Below are 15,366 nucleotides of genomic sequence, written 5' to 3'. Positions count from 1 at the left end.
CCTGCCGTGACTGGAGGGGTGGGCCGTGGGTCCGTTGCAGGGATATCTGGGCAGGCGCGTCGCCGGAGCGATCACCGTGGCGATGCTGGCAGCGCTGTTGCCGATGGCACCGATCGTCCAAACCGCCGGGGCGGCGACGGCGCCGAAGCCGAAGGCGGTCGCCGGTGCACCCGACGTCCAGGGTGCCCGGTCGGCCGCTCGCCGGCAGGGTTCCAAGGTCGAGGTCACCAACCTCCGGACCGAGAAGCAGACCGTCTTCGCCGACCCGACCGGCGCGATGAACCTCGAGCTGTCGCCGGTCCCCGTGCGGGTCAAGCGGGGCGACTCCTGGGTCGGCGTCGAGACGGACCTGGTACGCCGTACCGACGGCTCGGTCGGCCCCAAGGCGGCGACCCTCGACGTCAGCTTCTCCGGCGGCGGCAAGACGACCCCGCTGGTGGCCTTCGGCAAGGACGGCAAGCGCCTGGCGTTGACCTGGCCGGCAAACCTGCCGACACCAGACCTCGAAGGCGCAACTGCGACGTACAAGGAAGTCCTCCCCGGCGTCGACCTCGTGATGACCGCCGAGGCCTCCGGCTACACGCAGCACCTCGTCGTCAAGAACGCGGAAGCGGCCAAGAAGCTGACCCGCGTCGAGCTCGGTCTGAAGACGACCGGCCTGACGGTCGCGACGACGAAGACCGGGGGTCTGGAGGCCAAGGACGCCAAGGGGCAGATCGCGTTCACCGCACCGCCGTCGGCGATGTGGGACGCCGGCACGCTGCGCTCGGTCGCGAAGGTCGAGATCAAGGCCGGCCAGCTCGCCCTCACCCCGGACCTGAAGCTGATGACCGATCCGAAGGCGAAGTTCCCGATCACTGTCGACCCGAACTGGGCCACCTACGACAAGAACTTCTGGACCTCGGTCGTCTCCGGCAAGGCAGGCACTGCCTATCCGAACACCAGCCCCGGCGGCAACACGGTCGCCCAGGTCGGTCTGTGCAACTTCAGCGGCTGCAACGGCATCGGGACCGCGCGCTCGTACTTCCAGTTCGACACCGGCGCGGGCGGAATCCTGCAGGGCAAGGCGATCATGGGCGTCTGGCTCGACACGGCCGTGGTGCACAGCGGCAACTGCACCGACAGCTGGCACACGCTGCACGTCAGCGGTGCGGTCGGCGGCGGTACGACCTGGAACAACATGCCGCAGGGTCCCGAGATCGCCGGCGCCTCAGCGCCCCGCGCGAACGACAACGGCGGCTGTGGCGGCTGGAAGCCGTTCTCCTTCGGGCTGCCGACGAACCAGATCAACCCCGGTGGACTGTCGACGTACTACATCCAGGCCGGCAACGAGGGCGACTCGTCGTTCTGGCGCAAGTACGACCCGGCGTCCACGAAGCTGCGGATCAGGTTCAACGCGTCCCCGAACACGCCCGGCTCGGTCCGTACCGACCCCGCGCTGGCCAGCCCCTGCAAGTGGTGCGCGGGCAAGCAGTACTTCGCCGGCAACTCGATCCGGCTGATCGCCGGGCTGTCCGACCCGGACGGCAACAGCGTGCTGCCGCAGTGGGACATCTACACCAACGGCGCCCTCGAGACGCGGTACGGAAGCCTGCAGGCCAACGGCGCGACGCATGACACCACGGTCAACCTGACTGACGGCAAGACGATGGAGTGGTACGTCCGCGGCTGGGACACCAATGAGGACAACGGCCAGCGGCTGGCGTCCAGCGCCTTCGTGCACGGGCCGGGTCCGTTCATCGTCGACAAGACGGCGCCGTCCTCGGGACCGAAGGTGAGTGCCGGGCTCTACCGTCAGGACAACCGCTGGCACGGCGGCGTCGGCGTACCGGACACGCTGACCTTCGAGCGCACATCGCAGCCCCTGCCCGACGCGGGCACGGCGGACGTCGACCATTACCTGTGGGGAACGGTCAACCCGCCGGACAACTCGGTCGATGCGACCGGCGCGCTGGGTGGACCGGCGACTGCGACGTTCACCCCGGACTTCGACGGTCCGCAGGACATCTTCGTGCAGAGCGTCGATCGGGCCGGCAACAAGAGCCCCGTCACCACCCATCACATCTACGTCCGGGCCGGCAACGGCGCGTACTCGCAGTACCCGTTCGACGGGAACGCGGACGACACCGCGTTCCTCGGTGACCACGACGGGACGCTGTCCGGCGGACCGACGTACGGTACCGGCGCGCTCGGCAACGCGATCCGGCTGGACGGGCTCGACGACTCGGTCTCAGCACCGAGCGCGGTCCGTACCGACCAGAGCTTCTCGGTGTCCGCCTGGGTCAAGCCGGAGTCGCTGCCGGTCACCGACGGGGTGGCCGCGATCGCCACCCAGGAAGGCGATCGGGTCAGCTCGTTCTACCTGAACTACCGCGCGGAGGGTGAGAAGACGACCTTCCAGCTGACCAGCGAGGACAAGGACAGCCCGAACGCGGTCTGGGCCCAGGGGCCGGCGCTGCCGATCGGTGCCTGGAGTCAGGTGACCGGCGTCTACGACAAGCAGGCCAACAAGCTGCGGCTGTACATCAACGGCGCCAAGGTCAGCGAAGCGCCGGTACCGGCCAACTACGCCTGGCACGCGAGCGGTCCGCTGACGATCGGCCGGGACAAGTGGAACGGCAACTTCGGCGACTGGTTCAAGGGCTCGATCGACGAGGTGCAGGTCTTCGACCGGGCGCTGACCGACGCCGATGTCCGCGCCTCGGTCGGTCGCGACAACGTCCGTACCGGCCAGTGGAAGTTCGACGACCTGCCCGGTACCACCGCCCGCAACGACGTCGACGGCGGCTCTGACCTGGTGCTCAACGGCCACGCGACGCTGACCGGTCCGACGAGCGGCGGTGCCGTGGGTGGCGCAGTACAGCTGGATGGCGACATCACCAGCTTCGCCGCGACCAGCGGACCGGTCATGCGGACCGACCAGAGCTACACCGTCGGCGGTTGGGTGAAGCTGACCCAGGCGCCGCCGGAGGGCCAGGCCCTGGTGGCGATGTCGGCCGAGGGGAGCGTGAACAGCGCGTTCTTCTTCAGCTATCGCACCGTGAGCGGCGTCGGCAAGTGGGAGTTCCTCTCCCCATCGGCGGACACCGGCACACCGCGTGCGGCCGATGCCCAGGTGCTGTCCAACGTGACGGCGAAGCTCAACGTCTGGACCCACCTGGCTGGTGTCTACGACGCGCAGGCCCACCAGATCAAGCTGTACGTCGACGGCAAGCTCGCCGGTACCGTCGCGCAGACCGCCGGCTTCAACGCGACCGGGCCGCTGACCGTCGGCCGGGGCAAGTGGGGTGGCACCCTGACCGGTCCTTGGCTGGGCTCGGTCGACGACCTGCGTGCCTACAACCGTGAGCTGTCCGAGTCCGAGCTCCAGGGAATTGTTGCCCGAAGCAACGTCATGGCCGGCAGCTGGAAACTCGACGGCAACGCGAACGACACCTCCGGCCGGACCCCGGCGCTGAACGGAACCCTCGGCGACGGCGTCGCCTGGGCCGGTGGCCAGACGGCCAACCCCGCGCCGAGCGACCTGTCGCTGAAGCTGAACGGCACGACCGCGCACGTCTCCGCGCCGGCGGCTCTCGACCTGAAGCAGAGCTTCTCGGCCACCGCCTGGGTGCGGCTCGACTCCGACGCCCACGGTGCCGCGGTGGTCTCCCAGGACGCGGGCCGGATCAGTGCCTTCAACATGCACCTGGCCTGGGACAAGAAGTGGGTGGTCGCGATGCGCAGCTGCGACGCCAGCTGGAACTGCACCGAGACCCGAGCGACCGGACCGGCTCCGCAGCTGGGGGCGTGGACTCACCTGGCCGGCGTGTACGACGCGTCAGCTGGACTGATCTCGATCTACGTGAACGGCGTGCTCGCCGGGACCCAGGCCTACAAGCACACCTGGGACTATGCGGCCGGACCTGTCCAGATCGGCCGGGCCACCTGGGGCAACGGGGACAAGGTCGACTTCTTCCCGGGTTCCATCGATGACGTCAACGTCTACAGCCGGGTGCTGTTCGCCGACGAGATCCGCGCGATGGCCGGGCGGGATCTGACCCTGGCGCACAACTGGCGTCTGGACGAGCCGAGCGGTACCGCCGCGGCAGACTCGGTCGGCGCCCGCGCCGGTACACTGACCGGAGCGAGCCACGTGGCCGGGCACCTGGGCAACGCACTCGACTTCGACGGAGTGGACGACTCGGCCACCACGACCGGTGTGGACGTGGACACCTCGAAGAGCTTCACCGTCTCGGCGTTCGTCAAGCTCCGCAAGATCTGCGACCCCGGTGCCGAGTTCCAGTGCCGGCTCACCGCGGTCAGCCTCGACGGCGGTGCGACCAGCAAGTTCCGGCTCGGCCATGTGACCGACGTCGACAACAACCTGTTCGGCGCCTGGACGTTCGAGATGCCGGAGGCCGACGGCACGGTGACGAAGGCGGCCGTCTCGGCGGTGCAGTCCGACCTCGACAACTGGGTGCATCTGGTCGGCGTCTACGACGCGAAGGCGCAGCAGATCTGGCTGTACGTCAACGCGACCCGGCAGGGCGACGGCACACTGAATCAGCCGTGGAAGGCGACGGGCGGGCTGCAGCTCGGCCGGGGCCGGGTGGACGGCGCAGCCGCGGAGTACTGGCCGGGGCAGATCGACGACGTCCGGGTCTACACCGGTGGGCTGGACAAGTCGCGGATCGAGGCGCTGTACGCGTCGTACCCGCTGGTTGGTGGCGGTACGCCGGTCGCGCCGAAGGACCCGGCGGCGTACTGGAAGTTCGACGAGGGCACCGGCACGACCATCGCCGATGCCTCGGGCAACGGGAAGACGGCGACCATGAAGGGCGGCACCGGCTGGACCGGCGGCCGGACCGGGGCGAGCGGCTGGCTCGACGGCACCAGCGGGTACGCCGAGACGGCAGCGCCGGTGCTCAACACCGCGCAGAGCTTCTCCGTCTCCGCGTGGGTCTACCTGACCCTTCCCGGCCAGGGCAACCGGACGATCGTCGCCCAGGACGGCAACCGGGTCAGCAGCTTCCTCATGCAGTACAACAGCCAGTTCAACCGCTGGGCGGTCATCGTCCCCTCGGCTGACCAGGACAACCCCGCCAACGTGCTGCTGACGTCGGCACAGGAAGTCTCCAACGGGCTGTGGACCCACGTCGGTCTCGTGTACGACGCGGGGCTCAAGCAACTCAAGTTGTATGTCAACGGAGCGCTGTCCGCGGCCCAGGTCGGGGTCACCCCGCTGGCTTCCACGGGTGCGACGACGATCGGCCGGGGCAAGTGGAACGGTGGGCCGGTCGACTACTTCCCGCGGGGCATCGACGAGGTCCAGTTGTACAACCGGGCACTGTCCGACGGGGAGATGCGCAAGGTGCATGACGCCCCGGCGGCCGCGATGATGGGCTTCTGGCGCTTCGACGACGGCACCGCCCGGGACTGGTCGTTCCGCAACAACCCCACGACGACCAGCGGCACGCCGGCGTACCCGGTCGGCCAGGTCGGTGGGCAGGCGCTTCAACTCGACGGCGCGAGTGCTGCGACCGCGCAGTACTGGAACGCTCCGCCCCGGGACAGCTACACCGTCTCGGCCTGGGCCAAGCTGACGCGTGCCGACAAGGTCGCCACGGTGATGGCCCAGGACGGCGACCGGATGAGCGGGTTCGTCCTGCAGTACCGGCCGGGACAGGCGCGCTGGGTCTTCGGTACGCCGGATCAGGATGCGGACGGGGCGGCCTCGAAGTACGCGGTGGCCGCGAAGCCGGCGGTGCTGAACCAGTGGACGCATCTCGTCGCGGTGAACGACTACGCGGCGCACCAGTTGCGGTTGTACGTCAACGGCGAGCTGGCCGGTACGAAGGACGACGTGACCGTGCTGAACGCCTGGGGCGGTCTGACGATCGGCCGGGCCAAGGTCAACGGAGCACCGGCCGACTACTTCACCGGCCTGATCGACGAGGTACGGACCGAGCAGGGGATCGTCACCGATGACGAGATCGCCTTGCGGGCGGTGTATCCGCAGCCGCCCGGTGGTCAGATCGCCCGGTTCCTGAACGCGGCCGGGGATCGCTACACCGGGAGCACCGATGCTCCGGTCCGGGCCGGCTACCACTTCGAGCGGTCGCTCGGAGCGCCGGTGGCGGCGGGGGAGAACACCAAGGTGCTGGACTTCGGCCGGGTGTACACCGTGAAGCCGACCAACCTGTCGACGCTGCCGCTGTACCACTGCAGTTCGGGCATCGACTCGCTCCAGTCCGACTGCGAGGGGCTCGGGACGCAGACCGAGGTACTTGGCTACACGCTTGCCTACGGGCGGCTGGCCAGGTACAACAGTCCGACCGCTGTCGACCACCTCAGTACTACGTTCGACGTCAATCCGGGCTACCGCTTCGAGGGCCCGCAAGGCTGGTTGGCCAAGGCAGCCACTGCTGGAACGCAACCGCTGATGGCCTGCCGGGACGGGGTCGACAACTTCCTGTCCGACCAGGCCGACTGCGAGGGCAAGACCGTACTGGGTGCCACCGGCAACATCTGGCCGGCGGCACCGGCCGGGCTGACCAGCCAGCCGATCTACCGGTGTGCGATCAACGGGGAGAAGTTCGTCTCCCTCCAGCAGAACTGTGAGGGCTTCACGCTCGACAAGCAGCTCGGTTTCGTCCTCACCACGCTGCCCGCCACTGCCCCGATCTTCGCCTGACCAGCGTCTCGCCGGAAGGAAGAACATGCGCCGTATCAGACTGTCGCGCGCCCAGAAATCGGTCGCGCTGACGATGGCCTCGATCATGGTGGCGGTCGGGGTGACCCAGGCGGCCGGTCCGTCGATCGCCGCGGCGGCCACCGGACCGACCGTCCCGTTGACGAACGTCCCGTCCGTACCGGCCGGCAAGCAGTCGATGGCACCGCGGCCGGTGGACGAAGCCACCAGCCGCCAGCTGCACGGCGATCAGCCCGCGGCGGGGAGCGCCAAGGAGGGTGGCAGCACGTCGGGTGCGACGCCGCTGGCTCCCTCGGCGACCTGGGACGTCGCCGCGCAGACCGGTGACTTCACCTGGAACTACCCGTTGCGGGTACCGCCCGCGCCGGGCGGTCTGGAGCCGAACCTCGCCCTGAGCTACGCCTCGTCGGCCGTCGACGGACGGACGAGCGCGACCAACAACCAGGCCTCCTGGGTCGGCGACGGCTGGTCGCTCGACCCCGGCTTCGTCGAGCGCTCCTACGGCGGCTGCGCCGACGACAAGGAGGGCAGCACCAAGGGGCAGAACACCCCCGACCTGTGCTGGCGATCGGACAACGCGACCGCGTCGTACGGCGGCGGTGGCGGCACCCTGATCCTGGGCAAGGACGGCTGGCGCAACAAGCGCGACGACGGCGCCCGGATCGAGCGGCTGACCGGCGCTTCGAACACCGACGCCGACGGCGAGTACTGGCGGATCACCGGGACCGACGGGACGCAGTACTACTTCGGCTCCCGGTCCGATTCCAAGTCGACCTGGACCGTTCCCGTGTACGGCGACGACACCGGCGAGCCCTGTCACGGGGACACCTTCGACAAGTCGTCCTGCAAGCAGGCCTGGCGATGGAACCTCGACAAGGTCGTCGACCCGCACGGCAACGTGATGCTCTACAACTACGAGACCGAGACCAACAAGTACGGCCAGAACCTGAAGGACCCCGGCGTCGAGTACGTCCGCGGCGGCTGGCTGAAGAACATCGAGTACGGCCTGCACACCAGCGCGTCGAGCCAGCCGACCGGGCGGGTCGACTTCGCAACGGCGTACCGGTGTGTCCCCGGTAGCACGTGCACGCTGGACAAGCCGGAGAACTTCCCGGACGTCGCCCTCGAGGACCGCTGCGACGCTGCCACCTGCAAGGACCACTACTGGCCGACCTTCTGGAGCACCCAGCGGCTGTCGACGATCACCACCTCGATCTGGCGTGGATCGTCGTGGGGTGAGGTGGATCGGTGGACCCTCGACCAGCAGTTCCCCGACCCCGGTGACGGCGGCAAGGCAGCGCTCTGGCTGAAGTCGATCAAGCACACCGGCCTCGCCGGGGCGACCCCGGTCGAGCTGCCGCCGGTCACCTTCGAGGGCGCGAAGCTGGCCAACCGCGTCTACCAGGCCGACGACCTCGCGCCGATCATCCGCTACCGGATCACCGGCATCGTCTCCGAGACCGGCGGCGTGACCTCGATCAACTACGCGGCGCCGGACTGCCTGGCGCCGCCCACCAACGCCGAGACGAACACCCTGCGGTGCTTCCCGGTCCGGTGGACGAAGAAGAACCACGCCGAGCGGACGGACTACTTCAACAAGTACGTCGTGGCGTCGGTGACCGAGTCGGACCGGATCAGCTCCAACCCGATGCAGATCACCAGCTACGAGTACCTCGACGGCGCCGCCTGGCACTACGACGACTCGGAGTTCGTGCCGGCCGACAAGAAGACCTGGAACGAGTTCCGTGGTTTCGGGCGGGTCAAGATCCGCAAGGGCACGGCCGACGACCCGTCCGGGCCGCAGGTCGTCACCGAGCAGCGGTTCTACCGCGGGATGAACGGCGACCACCTCGCCAACGGCACGCGCACCGTGGACGTCAAGGACTCCGAGAACGGCACGCATCACGACGAGGACTGGCTGCAGGGCTTCCTGCTGGAGACGATCAGCTACCTCGGCGACACCGGCCAGGTGGTCAGCAAGACGATCAACGAACCGGTGTGGCAGGGTCCGACGGCGATCCGGGGCGACTTCAAGTCCTACATCGTCGACTCCGCGTCGTCGCGCACGATGACCGCGCTCGACAACGATCGCGGCTGGCTGACGACGAAGACGGAGACGAAGTACGACGAGCTCGGTGTCCCGATCGAGGTCAACGACCTGGGCGATGTCACCAAGGCCGACGACGACAAATGCGTCCGTACGACGTACGTCCGCAACCGCGACCTCTGGCTGATGGACCTTCCGTCGCGGGCCGAGACGGTCTCGGTCGCCTGCGACAAGACGCCGGTGTTCCCGGACGACGCGGTCTCCGACGTCTACACCAGCTATGACGGCCACGCACGTGGCGTAGTACCGACGGTCGGGAACGCGACCAAGGTCGAGCGGCTCGTGGACCGGCCGGCCACGGGACCGGCGTCGTACTCGACCTCGACGACCACGTACGACGTGTACGGCCGGGAGACGGCGAAGTCCGACGCCCTCGATCGGGTGACCACGACCGTCTACACCCCGGCGACCGGCGGCCCGGCGACCAAGACGGTGATCACCGACCCCGCCGGATTCGCCACGACGACCACGCTGGACCCCGCCTGGGGCCTGGGCGTGCTCACGGTGAACGCGAACCAGCGCAAGACCGAGACAAGTGTGGATGCACTCGGCCGGGTCATCGCCATCTGGCCTGCCAACCGGCCGCGGTCGAACTTCCCGGCCAGCCAGACCTTCAGCTACCAGTACCGCAACGACGCGCCGACCGTCGTCACCGAGACGACGCTCGGCCCGAACAATCGCTTCGTCACGACCAACCAGCTCTACGACGGGCTGCTGCGACTGCGGCAGACCCAGGCGCCGGCGGTGGGTGGCGGGCGCCTGATCACGGACACCCGGTACGACTCGCAGGGGCGGATCTGGAAGCAGACCCAGCCGTACTACAACGACGGCGCGGTCGACGCGGAGCTGTGGACGTCGAGTGACGCCGATGTGCCGGGGCTCTCGGTCACGGAGTACGACGGCGCCGGTCGCACGGTCGCCCGGATCTACCAGGCCGGGGTGCAGGAGAAGTGGCGGACGACGACGAAGTACGAGGGTGACGGGGTCAGCGTGACACCGCCGCAGGGGGACACCCCGACCACCTCGATCTTCGACGCTCGTGGGCAGACGGTCGAGTACCGGCAGCACAAGACGGCGACCAGCTTCGACACGACGAAGTTCGCCTACACGCGGACGGGCAAGCTCAGCACGGTCCAGGACCCGGCCGGCAACACGTGGCGGTACAAGTACGACCTGGCTGGCAACCAGGTCCGGACGGACGACCCGGACAAGGGCGCGTCGACGATGGTCTACGACGCGGCCGGGCAGCTCACCCAGCTGACCGATGCCAGGGGCAACAAGTTGTTCACCAGCTACGACCCGCTCGGCCGGCGGCTGGCGGTCCGGTCGGGGAGCGCGGACGGCACGGTGCTGTCGAAGTGGACATACGACACGGCGCTGTACGGCAAGGGACAGCTGGCGACTGCCACCCGGTACGACAACGGGCAGGCATACTCCGTCTCCGTCGATGCCTATACCGCTCTGGATCAGCCCTCGACGACCACGATCACGATCCCCGAGGCAGAGGGGCAGCTGGCCGGGTCCTACGCCAGCACGAGCAAGTACAACGCTGATGGGTCGCTGGCGAGTACGACGTACCCGGCTGCCGGTGACCTGGCGGCGGAGACGCTCAACCACACGTATGACGACCTCGGCCATCCGCTGCGCACGTACGGCGGCATGGGCGGGTCGACTGTGGAGTACGCGCAGAACACGGAGTACACCCGGTACGGCGAGCTCCAGCGGATGCAGCTCGGTGAAGGGGACAAGCGGGCCTGGCTGTCGAACTACTACGACGACAGCAGCCGCCGGCTCAACCGGACGATCGTCGACGCCGAGGTCACCCAGCCGATGCAGGCTGACCTCAACTACCAGCGCGACCCGGCGGGCAACATCACCTCCATCTCGGATACCGCGATGGACAAGCCGGCCGACGTGCAGTGCTTCCGGTACGACTACCTCCGGAGACTCACTGAAGCCTGGACGCCGGGTGGTGGCTGCAGTGATGACCCCTCGACGGCCGCGCTCGCCGGGCCGGCGCCGTACTGGCAATCGTTCAGCTATGACGCGACCGGCAATCGCAAGACCAAGACCGTGCACGCTGCTGGCGGCAACACGACCCAGACCTACGCCTACCCGGCTGCGGGCGCCGATCGGCCGCATGGACTGAACTCGGTCACTACGACCGGCACTGGCGCGGATCGTGTTGACGACTATGGGTATGACGTCGCCGGGAACACCACCTCGCGGAAGGTGGCCGGTACCAGCCAGACGCTGGAGTGGGACGTCGAGGGCCACCTGGCCAAGGCAACCCAGGCGGGGAAGAGCAGTACCTTCCTCTACGACCCGGACGGCAACCGGCTGGTCCGCCGCGACCCGGGCGCGCGCACGCTCTACCTGAACGGCGAGGAGCTGCGGCTCGACGAGGCCACCGGACAACTGCGCGCAACCAGGTACTACAGCCACGCCGGCGAATCGATCGCCGTCCGTACGGGGGCCGGCCTGACCTGGACCGCTTCCGACCACCAGGGCACCGGGACGATCGCGATCGGCGCCGACTCGCAGGCAGTGGTCCGGCGGTGGCAGACACCGTTCGGTGAGACCCGGGGGAGTGAGGTCGACTTCCCGGGGAGCAAGGGCTTCGTCGGCGGTACAGAGGACGACAGCACTGCCCTGACCCATCTGGGCGCCCGGGAGTACGAGGCGTCGACGGGGCGGTTCATCACGGTCGACCCGGTGATGGATCTGGCCGACCCGCAGCAACTGCAGGGGTACTCGTACTCCAACAACAACCCGGTCACGTACTCGGATCCCAGTGGTCGCAGCTTCTGCATCTGCGGTCACGCGGGACCACCGCCGCCTCCGCCGACCCCTGCCACGGTCATCGAGATCCCGGACATCCAGCAGAAGCCGAAGGCGCCGAAGCCCACTGTCACCAACCAGAAGCTGCAGAACCATCTCAACCACATCTACGCCGAGGTGAGCGACAAGAACTGGATCGGCAGCGGCAAGAGCGCTGACGCGTTGCGCAACGAGTTGCTGACCGGCCGGGCGACGCACGGCATCTACCACGACGTGTCGGTCGCGCAGGACTTCGCCGGCCTGGTGGACCTGATCGACGAGGACGACATCGCCCGCGGCAAGGGTGGCTCGCTACTGAGCGGGGAGGAACGCAACATCGCGATCAACGAGGCCAAGGAGTTGTGGGGTGCGCTCAACCAGCCCGACAGCCGTGGCGTCGTGACCCGGACGACGAACTCGCAGCCGGGGCGCAAGGACCAGTTCGAGCAGCCGTTGAAGAAGGCGTCCGAGAAGATGGCCTACACCAAGGTCACCGACGCGCAGTACTACAAGCCGGAGAATCCGGTCGGCCGGAGTCCGGTCTACAAGAACAAGGGCGCGACGACCCGTGGGTTCCTGCGGGGAATGGGCTTCCTGTCCGTGGTACCGATAGCCATCGACATCTTCCGGGGCCCGACGCCCGGAGCGAGCCCGAAGCAGCAGATGATGGAAGGGTTCTGTGTGTTCGACATGGCCGGCATCTGTGACCAGTACCTGAATCCGCAGGTCGGAGGGGTGGCTTGACCGACGCCCGGATGGCGCTGAGCCTCGGCTCGGACCTCGCTGATCGGCTCTGGATGGCTGTACCGGAGGCGCGTCCGCTCCTTGCCGGCTTGCTGGCGAAGGAAGTGGAGGACGCCATCCGGTACAGCCGGGAGCTGATGCCGCCGGGGTACGCCGAGGTGGCCGACGCGCTCTATCTGGACCTGCTCCGGCGCTCCCTGCCTGGGTCGGAGGGGGTCGTACGACGCTGCCTGGGTGTGCTCGGGCAGCTCGTGCGTGAGGCGGACGGTGACTGGCGCTGGGAGACGATCGACCGCAACATCGTCCGGATGCTGGAGCAGGACGGCTTCGGACCCGCGCTGGCCGCGCTGGATCCGGACTTCATGCGGCTCGTCGGGAGCACCCGCAAGCGGCTCGGCCAGGACCGGTCGGTATGAGAGTTCTGTGACTTTTCTGTCGCGAACCCGGCGATCATGCCTGCACAAGCTGGCGCGCGGGGTTACAAAGGAAGTGGCGAAGGGAGCCACGAATGACGTACGACGTGGTGGTGCTCATCGAACGTGAGATGAGCGAGGGCGACGCAAGAAGGGTCGCCGCCCTGCATGCAAGGCTCGAGGAGACGGTCGACTATCACGTCCTCGTCTCCAGTCACCCCACTGAGGGCATCGGCGGCCCGATGGCGTTGCTGGGCTCCAGCTTCGCGGACGTCGCCGGCCTGTCCGCCGGTACCAGTCCCGGCCGCACCACAACCGCGACCGCCCTGGCCGACCCCCAGTTCGACCTGGCCTCGGTGATCGAACACAGCTCCAGAAGACTCCGCGCCCACAACAACTGCCGGGTCAACGTCTCCATCACCCACGGCGAGATCCTCCTAGCCCTGAAAACCCTGGTCAACAGCACCAAGAGCCAAGAAGTAGTGGTCGTCGCCTGGCCCGAAACGGTAGCCCGCTTCCTCTGCTCCAACTGGCCCACCAACGCCCGCAAGGAACTGAAAGTCCCCCGAATCCGGGTCCTGGAACACGCGGACTAGCCGATCCGGCAGCCACTGACGCGTTCTTCGGCCGCTGACGCCCTACAGGCCGCCAGCCGCCGAAGAAACAGCGTTCGCCCTGCGGGTAGTGTGCGGCAGCGGGCCCGGTTGTCCACAGGGGTGGAGGTTTGGGGGTGGAGGGCGCGGGGTTCGGGTGCATGTTGTGGGGCATGAACTTGAAACTTTCGACGGTTGCGGCGAGGCGTGGTGGCTGGTTCGATCGCGCGGACGTGCTGGCGGCCGGGTACTCGGACGACGACATCCACCTGCGGATCAAGGACGGCAGCTGGGTCAGGCTGTTCCGCGGGGTGTACGCGGAGGTCGGTGTCGACTACGACTTGCTGGCGTCCTGGGATCAAAGGATCTGGCGACATGTTCGTACTGCGAAAGCCGCTTACCATCAGGCCGGCGGCGGGGCAGTTCTGAGTCATCAGTCGGCTCTCTTATTGCACGGTGTCCAGATCGGCGATCTCGACCTGAGCCGCGTACACCTCACCAATCTCGCGAGGCTCGGCCGCTCGACCAGATGGATGTGTCAGCACGCGCCGCGGCCGCCGGTCCTGGATCCGGTCGAGGTCGAGGGGGTCTGCCTGACACCGGCACCGCGATCGGTCGTCGAGGCGATCCGCGGTACGTCGTACCCGGTGGCTGTCTCGGTCGTTGACGAAGCGCTGCGGCGAGAACTCGCGACAATCGCGCAGTTGTCGGAGGCGCTGGGCCTCTTCGGTGGTCGGACGGGCATCGGCACCGCGACCCGAGCGGTGCAGTTCGGCGACGGACGCTCCGAATCCGCGGGTGAGTCACGCCTTCGGGTGTTGATGGCAGACCTGGGATTGCCCAAGCCCCGCCTGCAGGCCGAAATCCGAGACCTGTCAGGTCGCCTGGTGGGACGAGTCGACTTTCTGTTCGAGGAGTGGGGCGTCATCGTGGAGTTCGACGGTGCGCTGAAGTACGCCGGCAAGGGTTCGGCTCCGTTGGTACTGGAGAAGGCCCGCGAAGATGCCCTCCGCGATCTCGGCTACGAGGTCGTCCGAGCCACTTGGCCGGATCTCTCCGCCCCCGCCGCCTTCACTGTCCGCGTGGCCCAGGCGCGCGACCGGTCCCGAAGGCGGTCGAACGCAGTTCTTTCGGCCGCTGGCAACCTGCAGGGCGTCAGCCGCCGAACAAGTCGCTAGTCAGTCGTCGATCAGCGCTCGGAGGGGGTCACGTTCGGGGGCTGGGACGTAGGTGGCGTAGTAGTCGTAGAGGTTTTGGCGCGTCAGGCGGGCGGCGGCGTGGCCGTTGCCGGCTCGGATGGCCTCGACTACCTCGGTGTGGTGGCGTAGGGACTCGAGCATGAGGGCGCGGCTGTTGGTCGCGTGGGCGATCTTGTCCGAGATCAGGCTCAGTACTACGCCGCGCACGACCTCGTTGCAGGTCTGGAGCAGGGAGTTGCGGCTGACTCGCGCGACTGCCTCGTGGAAGGCGACGTCGGCCTCGCTGAACGCGGCGAAGTCGACGTCGATCGCCGCCCGCATGGCGACCAGGGTCTGCTCCACCTCGACGAGTTGCTCGTCGGTGCGCAGCCGGGAGGCGAGCTGGATCGCCGCGCCGTCCATGATCATCCGGAAGGCGATCAGCTCGCTCAGTGTCAGCTCGTCGACGCGGGCCAGCCGGGTCATCTGCTTGCGCAGCGGGGCCTGGGAGAACGGCAGGATCTCCGGGCCGTTCGGGTCGCCCGGCCGGGAGCGGACGACGCCGTTGCTCTCCAGCACCCTGAGCGCCTCGCGCACGGTCGACCGGCTGACGGCGAACTGGCTGACGAGTTCGCGCTCGCTGGGCAGCCGCTGACCGGGAACCAGTGAGCCGTCGGCCAGCGCGTCCTCGATCTGCTCGACGATCCGCTGGTACGCGCGGACCGTCTGCACCGGCTGGAAATTCGGCATCGGTCACCTCGATCGCTTGACAGTCCGTTCGGTAGCGACAAACCTAGTGGCCTATTCATACCTAGTC

6 protein-coding genes are annotated in these 15,366 nt (G+C 68.1%); 5 read left to right on the top strand and 1 reads right to left on the bottom strand.

Annotated elements, in window-relative coordinates:
• The first annotated feature begins 25 nt into the window (after positions 1-25).
• From ABD116_RS08120 to ABD116_RS08100, 5 genes are all read left to right on the top strand, one after another.
• Positions 26-6,676 carry a LamG domain-containing protein gene (locus ABD116_RS08120; RefSeq protein ID WP_343966512.1) on the top strand — a complete coding sequence of 2,217 codons (6,651 nt, stop codon included), beginning with the start codon at positions 26-28 and terminating at the stop codon, positions 6,674-6,676.
• Between the two features lie 25 nt (positions 6,677-6,701).
• Positions 6,702-12,365 (top strand): RHS repeat-associated core domain-containing protein, encoded by a 5,664-nt coding sequence (locus ABD116_RS08115; RefSeq protein ID WP_343966510.1) that lies wholly within the window; start codon positions 6,702-6,704, stop codon positions 12,363-12,365.
• The gene (locus ABD116_RS08110) at positions 12,362-12,781 is read left to right on the top strand and encodes a hypothetical protein (protein ID WP_343966508.1); all 420 of its coding nucleotides are present in this window, start codon (positions 12,362-12,364) and stop codon (positions 12,779-12,781) included. Before ABD116_RS08115 ends, ABD116_RS08110 begins: the two co-directional genes overlap by 4 nt.
• Before the next feature lie 92 nt (positions 12,782-12,873).
• Entirely contained in the window at positions 12,874-13,374 is a 501-nt protein-coding gene (locus tag ABD116_RS08105; protein WP_343966506.1) for a hypothetical protein, read from the top strand.
• A 170-nt stretch (positions 13,375-13,544) separates the two neighbouring features.
• A complete protein-coding gene (locus tag ABD116_RS08100; RefSeq protein WP_343966504.1) occupies positions 13,545-14,549 on the top strand; it encodes a type IV toxin-antitoxin system AbiEi family antitoxin domain-containing protein in 1,005 nt (334 codons plus the stop codon).
• Here ABD116_RS08100 and ABD116_RS08095 read toward each other — a convergent pair whose 3' ends face one another.
• The gene (locus ABD116_RS08095; RefSeq protein ID WP_343966502.1) at positions 14,550-15,299 is read right to left on the bottom strand and encodes a FadR/GntR family transcriptional regulator; all 750 of its coding nucleotides are present in this window, start codon (positions 15,297-15,299) and stop codon (positions 14,550-14,552) included. It abuts the gene before it with no gap.
• Positions 15,300-15,366 lie beyond the last annotated feature (67 nt).

Source organism: Kribbella koreensis (assembly GCF_039525325.1).
Classification (GTDB): Bacteria; Actinomycetota; Actinomycetes; order Propionibacteriales; family Kribbellaceae; genus Kribbella; species Kribbella koreensis.
The sequence above is the reverse complement of the archived record's forward strand: the minus strand, read 5'-3'. Positions and strand labels throughout refer to the sequence as shown.